The following is a 13,769-nucleotide window of genomic DNA, read 5'->3' as shown; positions in this document are numbered from 1 at the left end:
TCGTATGGCAACTTTAGCGGTGGATGCGGTATCTGTTGGCTATAATGAAGGTTTAATTATTGATGGGTTAACAGTTGAAATTCCGGAAGGGAAAATTACAACAATTATTGGACCAAATGGTTGTGGGAAGTCCACATTATTAAAAACGGCGTCTCGTATTTTGAAGGCAAAGCAAGGTACTGTTTATCTTGACGGAAAAGCAATTGAGAAACAGCCAACGAAAGAAATTGCAAAGAAAATGGCGATTTTACCACAAACTGCAGAAGTACCAACGGGTCTTACTGTATTTGAGCTTGTGTCATATGGAAGATTCCCTCATCAAAAAGGGTTTGGCACGTTGAAAGAAGAGGATTATCGCTACATTAACTGGGCACTTGAAGTGACAGGAATGAAAGAATTTGCGAATCGTCCAGCAGAAGCGCTATCAGGCGGTCAACGTCAACGTGTTTGGATTGCAATGGCTCTTGCACAAGGAACAGAATTACTTGTATTGGATGAACCAACGACGTACTTAGATATGGCTCATCAATTAGAAGTATTAAACTTATTGAAAAAGTTAAATGAAGAAGAAGGTAGAACGATTGTTATGGTTATCCATGACTTAAATCACGCTTCTCGTTTCTCAGATCATATGATTGCATTAAAAGCAGGTAAGTTAATGAAACAAGGAACGCCAGATGAAGTTATGACAAGTGAAACACTTCGTAACGTATTTGAGATTGAAGCTCAAATCGTTCCATGTCCAGTAAACTGTAAGCCAATTTGTTTAACATATGATTTAGCGATGATTAGTAATCAATTGCGTAAAAAAGCATAAGTAGAACCCCCTCGTGAAGAGGGGGACTTCTAATGGACGTTGAGCTTCTTATATAAGAATGGGAAGTTGAACGCCCGTTAGAATGGGTTATTAACAACAATTAATAAATATATATTGATTAATTGTTATCTTTGTTTCTTATAGTTCGTTGTAACTTATAAGATAAATACAGCTAGAAGGAGTGGGAACATGAAGAATTTTAAAATGGCACTATTAGCAATGGTACTAGTTGTGACTTCTGTACTATTTGCAGCTTGTTCTAACAAAGAAGAAGAAAAGAAAGCAGATGCAAAGACTGAAGAGCGCACTGTAAAACATGCAAAAGGGGAAATTAAAATTCCTGCAAACCCAAAGAAAATTGCTGACCTTAGTGGTTCAACAGAAGAATTATTAATTTTCGGTATGAAACCGGTTATTACTGCTAATACATCTCAAGAAAAAATTGATGCACATATTGAAAAGAAACTAAAAGACGTTAAACCAGTTGGTTCTGCTTGGGGCGATAAAATTAACATCGAAGCAGTAGCTGCTGCAAAACCAGATTTAATTCTTGTAAATAATCGTCAAGAAAAGATTTATGATCAATTATCTAAAATTGCACCAACAGTTATGTTAAACACTCCATTAGATCAATGGCGTCCAAAATTTGAAGAAGTAGGTCAAATCTTCGGTAAAGAAAAAGAAACAAAAGAATGGTTCAAAAAGTATGATGAAAAAGCAAGCAAATTACATGACAAAATCGTCGCTAAAACTGGTGAAGCAACATTTATGAAAATGGCTGCATATCCAAATGCTTTCCGCGTATACGGTGACTACGGTTACGGTAGCGTAATCTTTAATGATTTAAAACTACCAGCAGTTAAAGGTACACCAACTGATAAACCGTTAGTACAAGTACAAAAAGAAGCTTTAATCGATTACAACCCAGATTACTTATTCGTGTTTACAACTGGTGACGGTTCTCAGCGCTTGAAAGAATTCCAAGAAGAATCAATTTGGAAAAACATGAACGCTGTTAAAAACAACCACGTATTTACAATTAAAAATGAAGACTTAAACAAAGGTTACTTCCCACTTGGGAAAGATATGATCTTAGACGAAGTTGCTGAATTCGTTTTAGGTAAATAATGTATAAAGGAAATCACTTTTACTTCGGTAAAGGTGATTTTTTCTTTTTATAAAGGGAATTAATACAGTCTTTCATTTCTTTCTGTTTCTCATTTCGTTTATAATATAAAGTAAGAATGTAGTAAAGAAAGGGGGATGTCGGAAAGTGGTATATTTAAACGACAAACTCAGCGAAACAAAAGTGTTTAAAGACCCAGTACATAAATATGTGCACGTGCGTGATCGTGTTATTTGGGATTTAATCGGAACGAAAGAATTTCAACGCTTGCGCCGTATTAAGCAGCTTGGAACGACATTTTTTACATTTCACGGTGCAGAGCATAGTCGCTTTACTCATTCGTTAGGTGTATACGAAATTATTCGTCGTATGATTGATGATGTGTTTGATGGCAGACCAAATTGGAATGCTGAAGATAGATTGTTATGTTTATGTGCGGCATTACTTCATGATGTCGGCCACGGCCCATTTTCTCACTCGTTTGAAAAAGTATTTTCATTAGATCATGAGAAATTTACGCAAAAGATTATCGTTGGCGATACGGAGATTAATGATGTATTAAGTCGTGTTGATAAGGAGTTTCCACAAAAGGTAGCAGATGTAATTGCAAAAACGTCTACTAATAAATTAGCGATTAGTATGATTTCGAGTCAAATTGATGCGGATCGTATGGATTATTTATTAAGAGATGCTTATTTTACAGGCGTAAAGTACGGAAACTTCGATATGGAACGTATACTGCGTGTAATGCGTCCGTATGGGAATCAAGTAGTCATTAAAAATAGTGGTATGCATGCTGTTGAGCATTACATTATGAGTCGTTATCAAATGTATTGGCAAGTATATTTCCACCCGGTAACGCGAAGTGCAGAAGTTATTTTAATGAAGATTTTACACCGTGCGAAATCACTGCACGAGAAGTATTATACATTTAAAAATCATCCTGTTCATTTCTATTCTTTATTTGAAGAAGAAGTAACAGTAGAGGATTATTTAAAGTTAGACGAGAACGTTATGTATTACTACTTCCAAGTATGGCAGGAAGAAGAAGATCCAATTTTAAGCGATTTATGCCGCCGTTTTATGAATCGAAATCTATTTAAGTATGTAGAGTTTACAGATAAACACGGTTTAGATAATTGGATGGAATTAAGTAGTTTATTTAAAAAGATTGGACTTGATCCGGAGTATTATTTAGTAGTTGATTCAACATCAGACTTACCGTATGACTTTTATCGTGCAGGAGAAGAAGAAGAGCGTCTACCAATCCTACTTCTTATGCCAAACGGAGAGCTTAGAGAGCTTTCACGTGAGTCGGATATTGTTGAGGCGATTACAGGTAAGAAAAGAACGGATCAAAAGCTATTCTATCCACATGATTTAATCTATGAAGATGGAAGAAAAGGAAAATATAAAGAGAGAATTATTGAGTTGTTAGAAGGAAAGAAATAAGAAGCAGCTAATGGCTGCTTCTTATGAAAAAACTTGAAATTATTTGTCGCTTAAGCGTTTTCCGCCAACTGCATAATGGTTTTTAGACATTTCTTCGATGAAAACAACGATGTTTTCTTCAGGAGCACCAGTTGTTTCGCTTACTGCTGCTGTTACTTTCTCAGCAAGAGCTTTCTTTTGTTCTTCTGTGCGTCCTTCTAGCATTTTCACTGTTACGTATGGCATGTACAATCGCTCCTTTTATGTAAGTTACACTCTTATTATAGCGGATTATGGGGAAGAACAATCGAAAAAACAAATAATTTCTTTTTTTGACATATGGAAGAGGAGATGAAGTATGGATCAGTTATTTAGATATCCATTGCACGAAATTCCGTTAGTAGCAATGGCAATTATTATTGCACTATCCGTTCATGAATTTGCACATGCATATGTTGCATATAAATTTGGGGACGATACAGCAAAGAGACAAGGGCGTTTAACGTTATCACCGATGGCCCATTTAGACCCTATCGGTTTGATTGCAGTATTAATTCTTGGATTCGGTTGGGCAAGACCAGTTCCTGTTAACCCATATAACTTTAAAAGACCGCGTCTGGCAGGTATATTAGTTTCAATTGCAGGGCCGATTAGTAACTTAATTTTAAGTGCAATTGGTTTAATTATTTGGTATAGCTTATTAAAATTTGGTGTATTATACTCAATTCCATCTGCAGTGGCAGATACGTTAGCGCAATTTTTCCAGATTTTTATTATGCTGAATATCGTTTTACTTGTATTTAACTTATTACCAATCCCGCCACTTGATGGATATCGAGTTGTGGAAGATTTAGCGCCAGCAAATATTCGCGCGAAAATGACACAGTATGAAAAATACGGGGCAATTGCGTTATTAATTCTCGTTATTACACCGCTTAGTAATTATACAATTCAACCTATTTTTCAGGTAGTTATTCCGCATGTATTTGTATTTTTAGATAGCATCATTGCGCCTATTTTTGGCCTTTTATAATTTTTAAGTGAGGAGGATTTTACATATGACAGAGAAAAAGAAAAAAATCGGTTTTAATATCGTGAAAAATGATTCAACAGATGGACATGGTGGATTTGGTGTTGGGGCATTAAGCTTAGAAAACATTTCACCTGTATTTGTTGATGTACTAGAGAAGACTGCATTCGTTGATATCGGTGCGATGCATGCGCGTAGTACAGTAGAAAAAGGTATTAAGTTTTTAACAAATAAAGATGAAGTTCCAAATGGAAAACCATTTTGGCTTGTTTGGGTAACAATTGAAAGAACTGCGACAGGTGCGTATTACGCAGGTGTAACAGCTTGTGAAATGACAGTTGACCGTGAGATTCGCCGCGGATATAAATCACTTCCAGAACACGTAAATAAAATGGATAAATCATTGAAGCGTCACATTATGGTTGACCATATGGATGAATCATCTAAAAAGGTACTTGGTACGTTCTTGAAAGAACATAATGAAGCGATTTGGAACGAATCTAGTGAAGAATTGCGCCGTGCATTATTAAGTGAATAAAAAATAGCTGACGGGTGCCCGTCAGCTATTTTTTTTACCAAGGAAGATATTTTTTCCACCAACTTGTTTTTTTCTTTTCTTCAGTCGTTTTTTCAAATTCTTCTTTATCATCGACGTGATCCATACAATATTCAGTCGGTTCAGTACCTTTAGCGAAATACATTTTCACAGAAATAGGACAATTTTTTGTAGCAATTTTACCGTTCTCTGGATTGATATTAACCGCTACGACGTCACTTGGTTGTTTAAATTCTTTTTTAGGCTGTCCATCTAAGCCTTTCTCCATCGTATCAGTCCATATTTTCTTCGCATATCCTTGTTCTGCTACGTTTGAAATAGATTTAGGTTGATCATATCCGACCCATACACCTGTTACGATTTGCGGAGTAAATCCGATCATCCAACTATCCGTTTCAGTAGAACCAGATTTGCCGGCATATGTTCTTGATAATTTTGATAACATCGATTGGCCAGTTACAGCAGCATAACTGCTTAGTTTCTTATTAAACATACCAGTCATCATTTCTTCCATTACAAACGCTTTGCTCTTGTCGAGAACTTGTTTACTCTCTAAATGAGCATCGTATAATATATTTCCTTCATGATCCATAATGCGGCGAATGAAAGTAGGTTTTACTTCTTTTCCACCGTTTGCGAACATGCTATAAGCGTTAACCATTTCAATTGGTTTTACTGGTGATGTACCGAGAGCTAGAGAAGGTACATCTTTTAATGCACTTGTAATTCCAAATTGTTTCGCTGTTTTTGCAAGCGCGTCATCTCCTAAAAACAAATTCGTTTTCACAGCATATATGTTATCAGAGACTGCGAGAGCTTGTGCCATCGTTACGAAATCATCTGCATAATAATCTTTATAGTTCTTCGGTTTATACTTTGAAACGCCGTCACCTAAGGTGAATACAGTATATTCGCTTTTTAAGCGCGTAGCAGGCGTGAATCCTCGTTCTAATGCCGCATAATATAGAAATGGCTTAAATGTAGAACCAGGCTGACGAATGGCCTGTGTAGCCCTGTTAAATTGACTCGTAGTATAATCGGTTCCGCCAACAAGAGCAGCCACTTCACCTGTCGTTGGATTCATAGAGACGAGAGCAGTTTGTATGTTTGTTGTGTCAGGTATATGATCCTTTACAGCTTGTTCTGCTACAGCTTGTAGTTTAGGGTCTAGCGTTGTATAAATTCGTAAGCCACCTCGTTGTAAAGCTTGTTCGTCTAATCCGACATCACGAAGAAGCGAAGCTTGTACAGCATCTTGGAAATATGGTGCGACCTCTGCTACTTTTTTCGTATCTAATGAGGCAAAAGTTAGTGTTTCTTTCTTCGCTAAGGCTGCTTTTTGCTTCGTAATATATCCTTGCTTTACCATTTCATCTAATATGAGAGCTTGTCGTCCTTTAGCACGATCCTCTTTCAAAAAGGGAGAATAGACACTTGGCCCTTTCGGGATACCTGCCAGCATACTAGCTTCTGCTAATGTTAACTCTTTTGCCGTTTTATCGAAATATAGACGGGACGCAGCTTCGATGCCATAAGCGCCATGTCCGTAATAAATTGTATTTAAATATCCTTCTAAAATATGATTTTTATTATAGTTTACTTCAAGGCGGATAGTGTACATTGCCTCTAACAATTTTCGTTTCCACGTTTTATCATGATCTAAATACAGATTACGCGCGTATTGTTGTGTAATTGTACTAGCTCCTTGTACCTTTGCCATCGCTTTTAAATCAGCAACAATTGCACCTGCAATCCGTTTCAAATCGAAGCCGTGATGTTTATAAAATCTTTGATCTTCAATAGAAAGGGTCGCTTCTTTTACATAAGGTGAAATTTCATTAAGAGAGACATTGTAACGTTTTTGAATTTCGTTACTTTGTCCAATAACAGTATCATCGTTTGCGTAAAAGACGCTTGTTTGCGGGACCGCAACAGGAGGAGGTCCCATAATTTTTGCAACTATAATAATAACAAAAAAAGAAAAAACGAAGAAAAGGACGCACGAAAACATTGCGGTGAAGAAAAGACGTTTATATTTTTTAAGTTTTGGATTCATAGTTTGATCCATCTTTTTTCAGCCCCTCATTAATACAAGCGTTATTGTATTAGTATTGAGGGTTTTCGTTTATTTTAAACAATGAAATTTCGAAAATAAAAAAGCCCTTTCCATTAAGAAAGGAGCTCAAAGGCACGTGCTGGCCAATCGGTAATGATGACATCTACACCATAATCAATCATAGTTTGTAAATCTTTGTATTCATTAATTGTATATGGACGGAAAACATATCCTTGCTCTTGTGCTAACTGCACAAATTCTTTCGTTAATAACTGGAAGTTTGGATGTAATCCACTTGCTTCTCTATGTTTTGCTTCGGAAATTGGATCAGCAAGTGGTGTATCATATAAAATTGCTCTTGGGATTTCAGGAGCAATTTCTGCTAATAATGAAACAGAGTCATGGTTAAATGATGAAAATACAATTTGATTAGAAAGATGATATTCACGTACAAGTGCAACAGCTTTTTCCTCAATATTTGGGTAATGAATAACATCTGTCTTTAATTCAATATTTAGTTGTAAGTTCGTTGTGGAAAGCCAAATGAAAACCTCACGCAACGTTGGGATTTTTGCTTCATGGAAAGAAGGGTCTTTATAGCTACCAGCGTCCAATAATTGTAGTTCCTCTACCGTTTTTTCAGAAACAAGTCCAACGCCATTTGTTGTACGATCGACGGTTTCATCGTGAATTACGACAAGTTCACCATCTTTTGATAAGTGGACATCGAGTTCAATTCCGTGAGCACCAATGCGTTCTGCTTCTTGGAAGGCAATCATCGTATTTTCGGGATGTGTTCCTTTTACTCCGCGGTGAGCGAAAATAAGTGGTTTACTCATGTGAAATTCTCCTTATTATCTCTTTTCTTTTATTATGAAACTGCTTTAGTGAAAATACAATTGAATATGACAAACATTTACAAAAGTCTAACAGTTGCAGAAAAGTTAACGTTAACGTAAAATGTAATAATCAAGTGAAGGGAGGAATAAACATGTATAAAATTGATGAAGTAACAAAGCAAGTCGGTTTAACAAAACGTACACTTCGTTATTATGAGGAAATTGGTTTAATTCATCCCCCAGAACGTAGTGAGGGAAATATCCGTCTGTATACGGATGAGGATATTGCCAGAATTAAAAGAATTGTAGAAGCGAAAGAAGTGCTAGGAATCACACTTCAAGAAATGCAGCATTTCTTATCACTAAAAGAAAGAATGGAGCAAAGAAGAAATAGCGAAAACCCTCGTGATCGTGAAGTGATTCAAGAAATTAAAGATATGCTTGAAAAACAAGTGCAAACGTTAGACGAAAAAATGGAGCAAATGCAACGTGTAAAGGCAGAACTAGAAGATAGTTTACATCGTGCAGTAACATTTTTAGAGAGCACAAAAGGAGAGTAATCAAAATGGAGAGCAAACAAAAACTAGGGAGATTGATTACAGTGGTGGCTACCTTCCTTGCCTTTTCGGGTATAGGAGTAGTCGACCCAATTTTGCCGATTATTGCAGAGAAAATTGGTGCATCGCATTGGCAAGTTGAAATGTTATTTACCGCTTATATTTTAACGATGGCAATTATGATGTTACCAGCTGGTATATTTGCATCGAGATTTGGTGATAAACGGATGATGACAATCGGTCTTGCGATTGTGACTGTATTTGCGTTTATATGTGGTATATCGCAAACGATTGCTCAATTATCTCTTTTCCGCGCTGGATGGGGATTAGGGAATGCGATGTTCTTCGCGACGGCGATGACTTTATTGATTGCATTAAGTAAAGAAGTTCATGAAGCAGTAGGATTATACGAAGCAGCTATCGGCTTAGGTATGGCTGGCGGACCGTTATTAGGTGGGATATTAGGTGGTCATTCTTGGCGTTATCCGTTTTTCGCGACGAGTATTTTAATTTTCTTAGCATTTATTTTAGTATTCTTTTTTGTAAAAGAACCAGAACGAAAAGTGAAGCGTAAGGCTGCTGGCGTAGGGGAATTACTTAACCTGGTGAAGTATAAACCATTTATGCAAGGTGCCATTTCAGGGATGCTATACTACTACGGATTTTTTGTCGTGTTAGCATATTCACCACTTATTATGCATTTATCAGCTATTCAATTAGGCTTTGTATTTTGCGGATGGGGACTCGCGTTAGCTTACGGTTCTGCAATTTTAGCACATAAGCTAGAAGGGAAATATGAACCAAAAACATTATTGAAGGGTAGTTTACTCGTATTTGCGATTTTCTTAATTGCACTATTCTTTGTGAAAATTATGTGGTTACAAATTACTCTTATCGTTTTATCAGGGTTGGCATCTGGCTTAAACAATGCATTATATACAAGTTATGTAATGGATATTTCACCTTATGAAAGATCTGTTACGTCAGGTGTTTATAACTTTGTTCGTTGGTTAGGTGGTGCGATTGCTCCGATTTTATCAGGAATTATCGGTCATACTGTTTCACCACAAAGTCCGTTTTTAGTAGGTGGAATTGTTGTGTTAGTTGGTTGTATTATGATCCTAATTCCAATTCGTAAACCATTAGAAATAGAGACAAAAACCCTTTCTTAAGAAAGGGTTTTCTTTCCTTTTACGGTGCAAACCCTTTCCACACATATGTTAGAACCCTCTGACTAAAATATATTTTCGGTATTTTTGTACTTTTAACTATACATTTTGGATGTTTTGTTTTATTTTTGTTAGGGGACATTAATGATGTCCCTATTATAAATTTGCATTGAAAGGCGTGATTGTACGATGGAACTATGGTTCACTGAGAAACAAACAAAACATTTTGGGATTACGGCGCGTATTAACCGCACATTACATACGGAGCAAACAGAATTCCAAAAACTTGATATGGTCGAAACGGAAGAGTTCGGAAACATGCTTATTTTAGATGGCATGGTTATGACAACAGAAAAGGACGAGTTCGTTTATCACGAAATGGTAGCACACGTACCTTTATTTACACATCCAAACCCTGAAAACGTATTAGTTGTTGGTGGCGGTGATGGTGGTGTTATTCGTGAAGTGTTAAAACACCCAAGTGTAAAGAAAGCAACTCTTGTTGAAATCGATGGAAAAGTAATTGAGTACTCTAAACAATACTTACCATCAATTGCAGGCGCATTAGATAATGAGCGTGTAGAAGTAAAAGTAGGAGACGGTTTCCTACATATCGCAGAAAGCGAAAATGAATACGATGTAATTATGGTAGATTCTACTGAGCCAGTAGGACCAGCAGTAAACCTATTTACAAAAGGCTTCTACGCTGGAATTTCAAAAGCGTTAAAAGAAGATGGTATTTTCGTTGCACAAACGGACAACCCTTGGTTTACACCAGAACTAATTACAACTGTGTTTAAAGACGTAAAAGAGATCTTCCCAATCACTCGTTTATACACAGCAAACATTCCAACTTACCCAAGTGGTCTTTGGACGTTCACAATTGGATCTAAAAAACATGATCCATTAGAAGTAAGTGAAGAGCGTTTCCACGAAATCGAAACGAAATACTACACAAAAGAATTACACAATGCAGCATTCGCATTACCGAAATTTGTTGGCGATTTAATTAAGTAAGAGAATTGTATCAAACAAATAAAGTGTAAGTAGCTCATTTAAGGTGTTTGTCCAGAAGACTTGAACATGCTAGCTACTTACACTTCTGTAGAGAAAATCGTCTTCTTGTTGTTAAAAAGAAGACCCGGTAAATCGAGAAAGAGGAGCAATTCGCTCCAAATTTGAGAAATAGTGAAAGGTTGGGATACCTTAAGTTCCACATAAGGAGGAAAAGAATATGCGTTTTGATGAAGCTTATTCAGGTAAAGTATTTATTAAAAGTCATCCAAGTTTTGAAGAGTCAAAGGTAGTTATTTATGGGATGCCTATGGATTGGACAGTAAGTTACCGTCCGGGATCTCGTTTTGGCCCTGCACGTATTCGTGAAGTATCAATCGGTCTTGAAGAATATAGCCCGTATTTAGATCGTGAACTAGAAGAGGTAAAATATTTTGATGCGGGTGATATCCCATTACCATTCGGAAACGCACAACGCAGCTTAGACATGATTGAAGAGTATGTATCAAAACTTTTAGATGCCGATAAGTTTCCACTAGGTCTCGGCGGTGAGCACCTAGTGTCTTGGCCAATTTTTAAGGCAATGGCAAAAAAATATCCGGATTTAGCAATCATCCACATGGATGCTCATACTGATTTACGTGAATCGTATGAAGGGGAGCCTTTATCCCACTCTACACCAATTCGTAAAGTGTGTGATTTAATTGGTCCGGAAAACGTATATTCTTTCGGAATTCGTTCTGGAATGAAGGAAGAATTTGAATGGGCGAAAGAAGTAGGTATGAACTTATACAAATTTGACGTATTAGAACCGTTAAAAGAAGTATTACCGAAACTTGCTGGCCGCCCAGTCTATGTCACAATCGACATTGATGTATTAGACCCAGCTCACGCTCCAGGAACAGGAACGTTAGAAGCTGGTGGTATCACATCTAAAGAATTATTAGATTCCATCGTAGCAATTGCAAATTCAAATATAAATGTAGTTGGAGCAGACTTGGTAGAAGTAGCTCCAGTCTACGACCATAGTGATCAAACACCAGTCGCAGCAAGCAAATTCGTGCGGGAAATGCTGCTCGGTTGGGTGAAGTAAAAGCGGAATCGGCTCGCCCAGAATGTGAGGGGGATGGAGCTTCAGACATAGAGGCGTTTTTTGCCTCGAAGGAAGAAGCGAAGCCACCGATCATTCTAGCCGATGCAGCTAGATAAAATAAAAGTGAAGCCGACTGTTTAGGCCCAGTGGCTAAGGTTCTTTCCTGCAAAAGGCGCTTTTTGCCTCGAAGGAAGAAGTGAAGCCACCGATTATTCTAGCCGATGCAGCTAGATAAAGTAAGAGCCCTCTATATGATTAGAGGGCTCTTATTTTGTCGTTAGGTGCCGGTAAGTCGATATATTAAAAAAATCGCTGATATAATTCGAGTTGCGCCGATATATTAAAAAAACCGCCGATATAATTTCATTTGCCGTTACGCGATACAAAAAAGAGCTATTCCTAAACGATGGGAATAGCTCTTTTTCTTATGCAACCTTCTCTTCCGAAGTAACTCCGCGAATTTCATCAGCAGAGCGGATCGGATATTTACGGAACACAATAGATCCGATGTATCCGACAATAGTGGTAACGATTCCACATAATATAGCAGCAATTGTTACTTTTACAACGTCATTAAATCCGAATAAGACAAGAAGTCCTGGGATTGGTGATGCTGTTCCTGGTGCATTATTAACGAGCTGGAACAGAGAGGTAATAATACCAGCAAGTGCACCGCCAACGAAGTTTGTCGCATAAATTGGAATCGGATTTGCTGAAACAACATCGGCTTGTGTTAAAGGCTCGATTGCTACAGCAATTGTATCTTTCTTTGAACAAATTTTTAAGCGTTTAAAGAAAATAAAGTTCATTGGGGCTGAAGCTGCTACAGCCAGACTACCAATTGCCATTGGTAAACCTGTTAATCCAAGCATTGCAGTTAGTGCCATAGAACTCAGTGGAGAGGTAGAAATAACTGTTATTAATCCACCAAGCATAATACCCATAATGATAGGACTTTCTGTAGTTGCAACTGAAATCATAGAACCGATTTTACCAAGTGTGGCGTTAACGAGCGGATCCATAAGCATTGCCATTCCGCGTGAGATTGGTGCAGCGATAAATAGGATTGCTAAAAATTCCACACCAGCTGGTAATTTCTTTTCGAGAAATTTCACGACGAAGGCACAAACGTATCCAGCGAAAAATCCTGGTAAAATACCGAATCCACTAGTAGCGATACCAATTAAAACAGCATATACGGGGGAAACACCGATTGCTAATGCGACTAAAATCGCTGCTGCGACACCGCTCATACTACCGGAAGCTTCTCCTACTGATTGTAAAAAGTCATTATGAAACATTTCTCCACCTATATAACGGTGAAATGCTTCAATAAGAAAACTTGCAATTGCTGCATTAGCTAAAGCACCCATCGCCTTCATTCCGTAAGGCGCACGGTAACTGAAAAGTGTAAATAGACAAAGTACAACAAGTAATAGTGCTAAACCTTGCAAGATAGCCATTTGAAAACTGTCTCCTTTGATTTTTGTAATAAAAATTCGTATCATTCAATAATAATATAAAAGTGTATGAAACGGAAAAATTTTTTCTTGGGAACTGGCTGTAAGAAAAAATCCCTTACAATAATGTAAGGAAAGTGTAAGACTTTTAGATAGAGTATAGTATGCTCTTTTCCGTATAATACAAGTATAGATATAATACTAGCGAGAAAGAAGTGCAAACAGGAGGTTCATGTATGAAATTGGTAATTAAAGTTTTAGCTGTATTCGCCATTATTCTAGGTGGAACAGCGTATTATTTGAACACAAAAACAGAAGGTGTACATGCTTTTGTAGACAACTTCTTTTCAAATAAAGAAATACAAGATTATTATGCGGTTATAGATAAAGGTGAGAAAAAAGACGGAGAATACTTGTATACTTTTAAAGGGTATACAGAAGATGGAAAGTTACAGGTTATTAAAAGAATGATGAACCGTGAATTGCATACGGGGGCGTTTATAAAAATTTATGCAAAAGGTATGCAAGGAAAAGGATGGGCTGAAATCCCGAAAGAATCCATTCCGCAAAAAGCGTTGGAAAAAATAGAAAAACCATAAAAGGAGCGACTCATTCGCTCCT

At 37.2% G+C, this 13,769-nt stretch carries 14 protein-coding genes; 10 read left to right on the top strand and 4 right to left on the bottom strand.

The window, feature by feature from the left end:
* Positions 1-4: 4 nt before the first annotated feature.
* From GBN91_RS15970 to GBN91_RS15960, 3 genes are all read left to right on the top strand, one after another.
* Complete coding sequence (locus GBN91_RS15970; protein ID WP_000212068.1) at positions 5-817, top strand: ABC transporter ATP-binding protein; 813 nt, start codon at positions 5-7, stop codon at positions 815-817.
* 189 nt (positions 818-1,006) lie between these two features.
* Positions 1,007-1,945, top strand: coding sequence for an ABC transporter substrate-binding protein (locus tag GBN91_RS15965; RefSeq protein WP_000787724.1), 939 nt, complete (start codon positions 1,007-1,009; stop codon positions 1,943-1,945).
* 145 nt (positions 1,946-2,090) lie between these two features.
* Positions 2,091-3,395, top strand: coding sequence for an HD domain-containing protein (locus tag GBN91_RS15960; protein WP_152121756.1), 1,305 nt, complete (start codon positions 2,091-2,093; stop codon positions 3,393-3,395).
* Between the two features lie 39 nt (positions 3,396-3,434).
* On the opposite strand, the gene GBN91_RS15955 is transcribed toward GBN91_RS15960, so the two are convergent.
* The gene (locus GBN91_RS15955; protein WP_001147171.1) at positions 3,435-3,620 is read right to left on the bottom strand and encodes a 2-hydroxymuconate tautomerase; all 186 of its coding nucleotides are present in this window, start codon (positions 3,618-3,620) and stop codon (positions 3,435-3,437) included.
* A 112-nt stretch (positions 3,621-3,732) separates the two neighbouring features.
* Here GBN91_RS15955 and GBN91_RS15950 point away from each other — a divergent pair, with 112 nt between their 5' ends.
* Both GBN91_RS15950 and GBN91_RS15945 read left to right on the top strand, forming a co-directional pair.
* Positions 3,733-4,407 (top strand): site-2 protease family protein, encoded by a 675-nt coding sequence (locus GBN91_RS15950; RefSeq protein WP_000372445.1) that lies wholly within the window; start codon positions 3,733-3,735, stop codon positions 4,405-4,407.
* 25 nt (positions 4,408-4,432) lie between these two features.
* Complete coding sequence (locus tag GBN91_RS15945; RefSeq protein WP_000136678.1) at positions 4,433-4,942, top strand: YwhD family protein; 510 nt, start codon at positions 4,433-4,435, stop codon at positions 4,940-4,942.
* 34 nt (positions 4,943-4,976) lie between these two features.
* On the opposite strand, the gene GBN91_RS15940 is transcribed toward GBN91_RS15945, so the two are convergent.
* Together GBN91_RS15940 and GBN91_RS15935 are read right to left on the bottom strand one after the other, a co-directional pair.
* Positions 4,977-7,028, bottom strand: coding sequence for a transglycosylase domain-containing protein (locus tag GBN91_RS15940; protein ID WP_152121754.1), 2,052 nt, complete (start codon positions 7,026-7,028; stop codon positions 4,977-4,979).
* A 101-nt stretch (positions 7,029-7,129) separates the two neighbouring features.
* A complete protein-coding gene (locus GBN91_RS15935) occupies positions 7,130-7,855 on the bottom strand; it encodes a glycerophosphodiester phosphodiesterase (RefSeq protein ID WP_017656744.1) in 726 nt (241 codons plus the stop codon).
* 152 nt (positions 7,856-8,007) lie between these two features.
* Here GBN91_RS15935 and GBN91_RS15930 point away from each other — a divergent pair, with 152 nt between their 5' ends.
* The 4 genes from GBN91_RS15930 (at position 8,008) to speB (ending at position 11,688) form a co-directional block, all read left to right on the top strand.
* Complete coding sequence (locus tag GBN91_RS15930; RefSeq protein WP_000276560.1) at positions 8,008-8,415, top strand: MerR family transcriptional regulator; 408 nt, start codon at positions 8,008-8,010, stop codon at positions 8,413-8,415.
* A gap of 5 nt (positions 8,416-8,420) precedes the next feature.
* Positions 8,421-9,584, top strand: a complete 1,164-nt coding sequence (locus GBN91_RS15925) for an MFS transporter (protein WP_152121752.1) — start codon at positions 8,421-8,423, stop codon at positions 9,582-9,584.
* 186 nt (positions 9,585-9,770) lie between these two features.
* The gene (gene speE / locus GBN91_RS15920; protein ID WP_000424696.1) at positions 9,771-10,598 is read left to right on the top strand and encodes a polyamine aminopropyltransferase; all 828 of its coding nucleotides are present in this window, start codon (positions 9,771-9,773) and stop codon (positions 10,596-10,598) included.
* A gap of 217 nt (positions 10,599-10,815) precedes the next feature.
* Entirely contained in the window at positions 10,816-11,688 is an 873-nt protein-coding gene (gene speB / locus GBN91_RS15915) for an agmatinase (RefSeq protein WP_001209831.1), read from the top strand.
* A gap of 425 nt (positions 11,689-12,113) precedes the next feature.
* Here the strand turns inward: speB and GBN91_RS15910 are convergent, their stop codons facing one another.
* Complete coding sequence (locus GBN91_RS15910) at positions 12,114-13,151, bottom strand: PTS sugar transporter subunit IIC (protein ID WP_000996319.1); 1,038 nt, start codon at positions 13,149-13,151, stop codon at positions 12,114-12,116.
* 233 nt (positions 13,152-13,384) lie between these two features.
* Between GBN91_RS15910 and GBN91_RS15905 the strand changes: the two genes are divergently transcribed.
* Entirely contained in the window at positions 13,385-13,747 is a 363-nt protein-coding gene (locus GBN91_RS15905; protein ID WP_000779921.1) for a YxeA family protein, read from the top strand.
* Positions 13,748-13,769 lie beyond the last annotated feature (22 nt).

Origin of the sequence: Bacillus sp. B1-WWTP-T-0.5-Post-4 (genome assembly GCF_009183795.1) — a bacterium.
GTDB lineage: Bacteria > Bacillota > Bacilli > Bacillales > Bacillaceae_G > Bacillus_A > Bacillus_A cereus.
Note: the sequence above shows the minus strand (reverse complement) of the source record. Positions and strands in the feature narration are given on the sequence as shown.

Excerpts from the sequence above, each read along its gene's own strand:
- GBN91_RS15970 (WP_000212068.1), top strand. The coding sequence starts at position 5 with ATGGCAACTTTAGCGGTGGATGCGGTATCTGTTGGCTATAATGAAGGT.
- GBN91_RS15965 (WP_000787724.1), top strand. The coding sequence starts at position 1,007 with ATGAAGAATTTTAAAATGGCACTATTAGCAATGGTACTAGTTGTGACT.
- GBN91_RS15955 (WP_001147171.1), bottom strand. The coding sequence starts at position 3,620 with ATGCCATACGTAACAGTGAAAATGCTAGAAGGACGCACAGAAGAACAA.
- GBN91_RS15950 (WP_000372445.1), top strand. The coding sequence starts at position 3,733 with ATGGATCAGTTATTTAGATATCCATTGCACGAAATTCCGTTAGTAGCA.
- GBN91_RS15945 (WP_000136678.1), top strand. The coding sequence starts at position 4,433 with ATGACAGAGAAAAAGAAAAAAATCGGTTTTAATATCGTGAAAAATGAT.
- GBN91_RS15940 (WP_152121754.1), bottom strand. The coding sequence starts at position 7,028 with ATGGATCAAACTATGAATCCAAAACTTAAAAAATATAAACGTCTTTTC.
- GBN91_RS15935 (WP_017656744.1), bottom strand. The coding sequence starts at position 7,855 with ATGAGTAAACCACTTATTTTCGCTCACCGCGGAGTAAAAGGAACACAT.
- GBN91_RS15930 (WP_000276560.1), top strand. The coding sequence starts at position 8,008 with ATGTATAAAATTGATGAAGTAACAAAGCAAGTCGGTTTAACAAAACGT.
- GBN91_RS15925 (WP_152121752.1), top strand. The coding sequence starts at position 8,421 with ATGGAGAGCAAACAAAAACTAGGGAGATTGATTACAGTGGTGGCTACC.
- speE (WP_000424696.1), top strand. The coding sequence starts at position 9,771 with ATGGAACTATGGTTCACTGAGAAACAAACAAAACATTTTGGGATTACG.
- speB (WP_001209831.1), top strand. The coding sequence starts at position 10,816 with ATGCGTTTTGATGAAGCTTATTCAGGTAAAGTATTTATTAAAAGTCAT.
- GBN91_RS15910 (WP_000996319.1), bottom strand. The coding sequence starts at position 13,151 with ATGGCTATCTTGCAAGGTTTAGCACTATTACTTGTTGTACTTTGTCTA.
- GBN91_RS15905 (WP_000779921.1), top strand. The coding sequence starts at position 13,385 with ATGAAATTGGTAATTAAAGTTTTAGCTGTATTCGCCATTATTCTAGGT.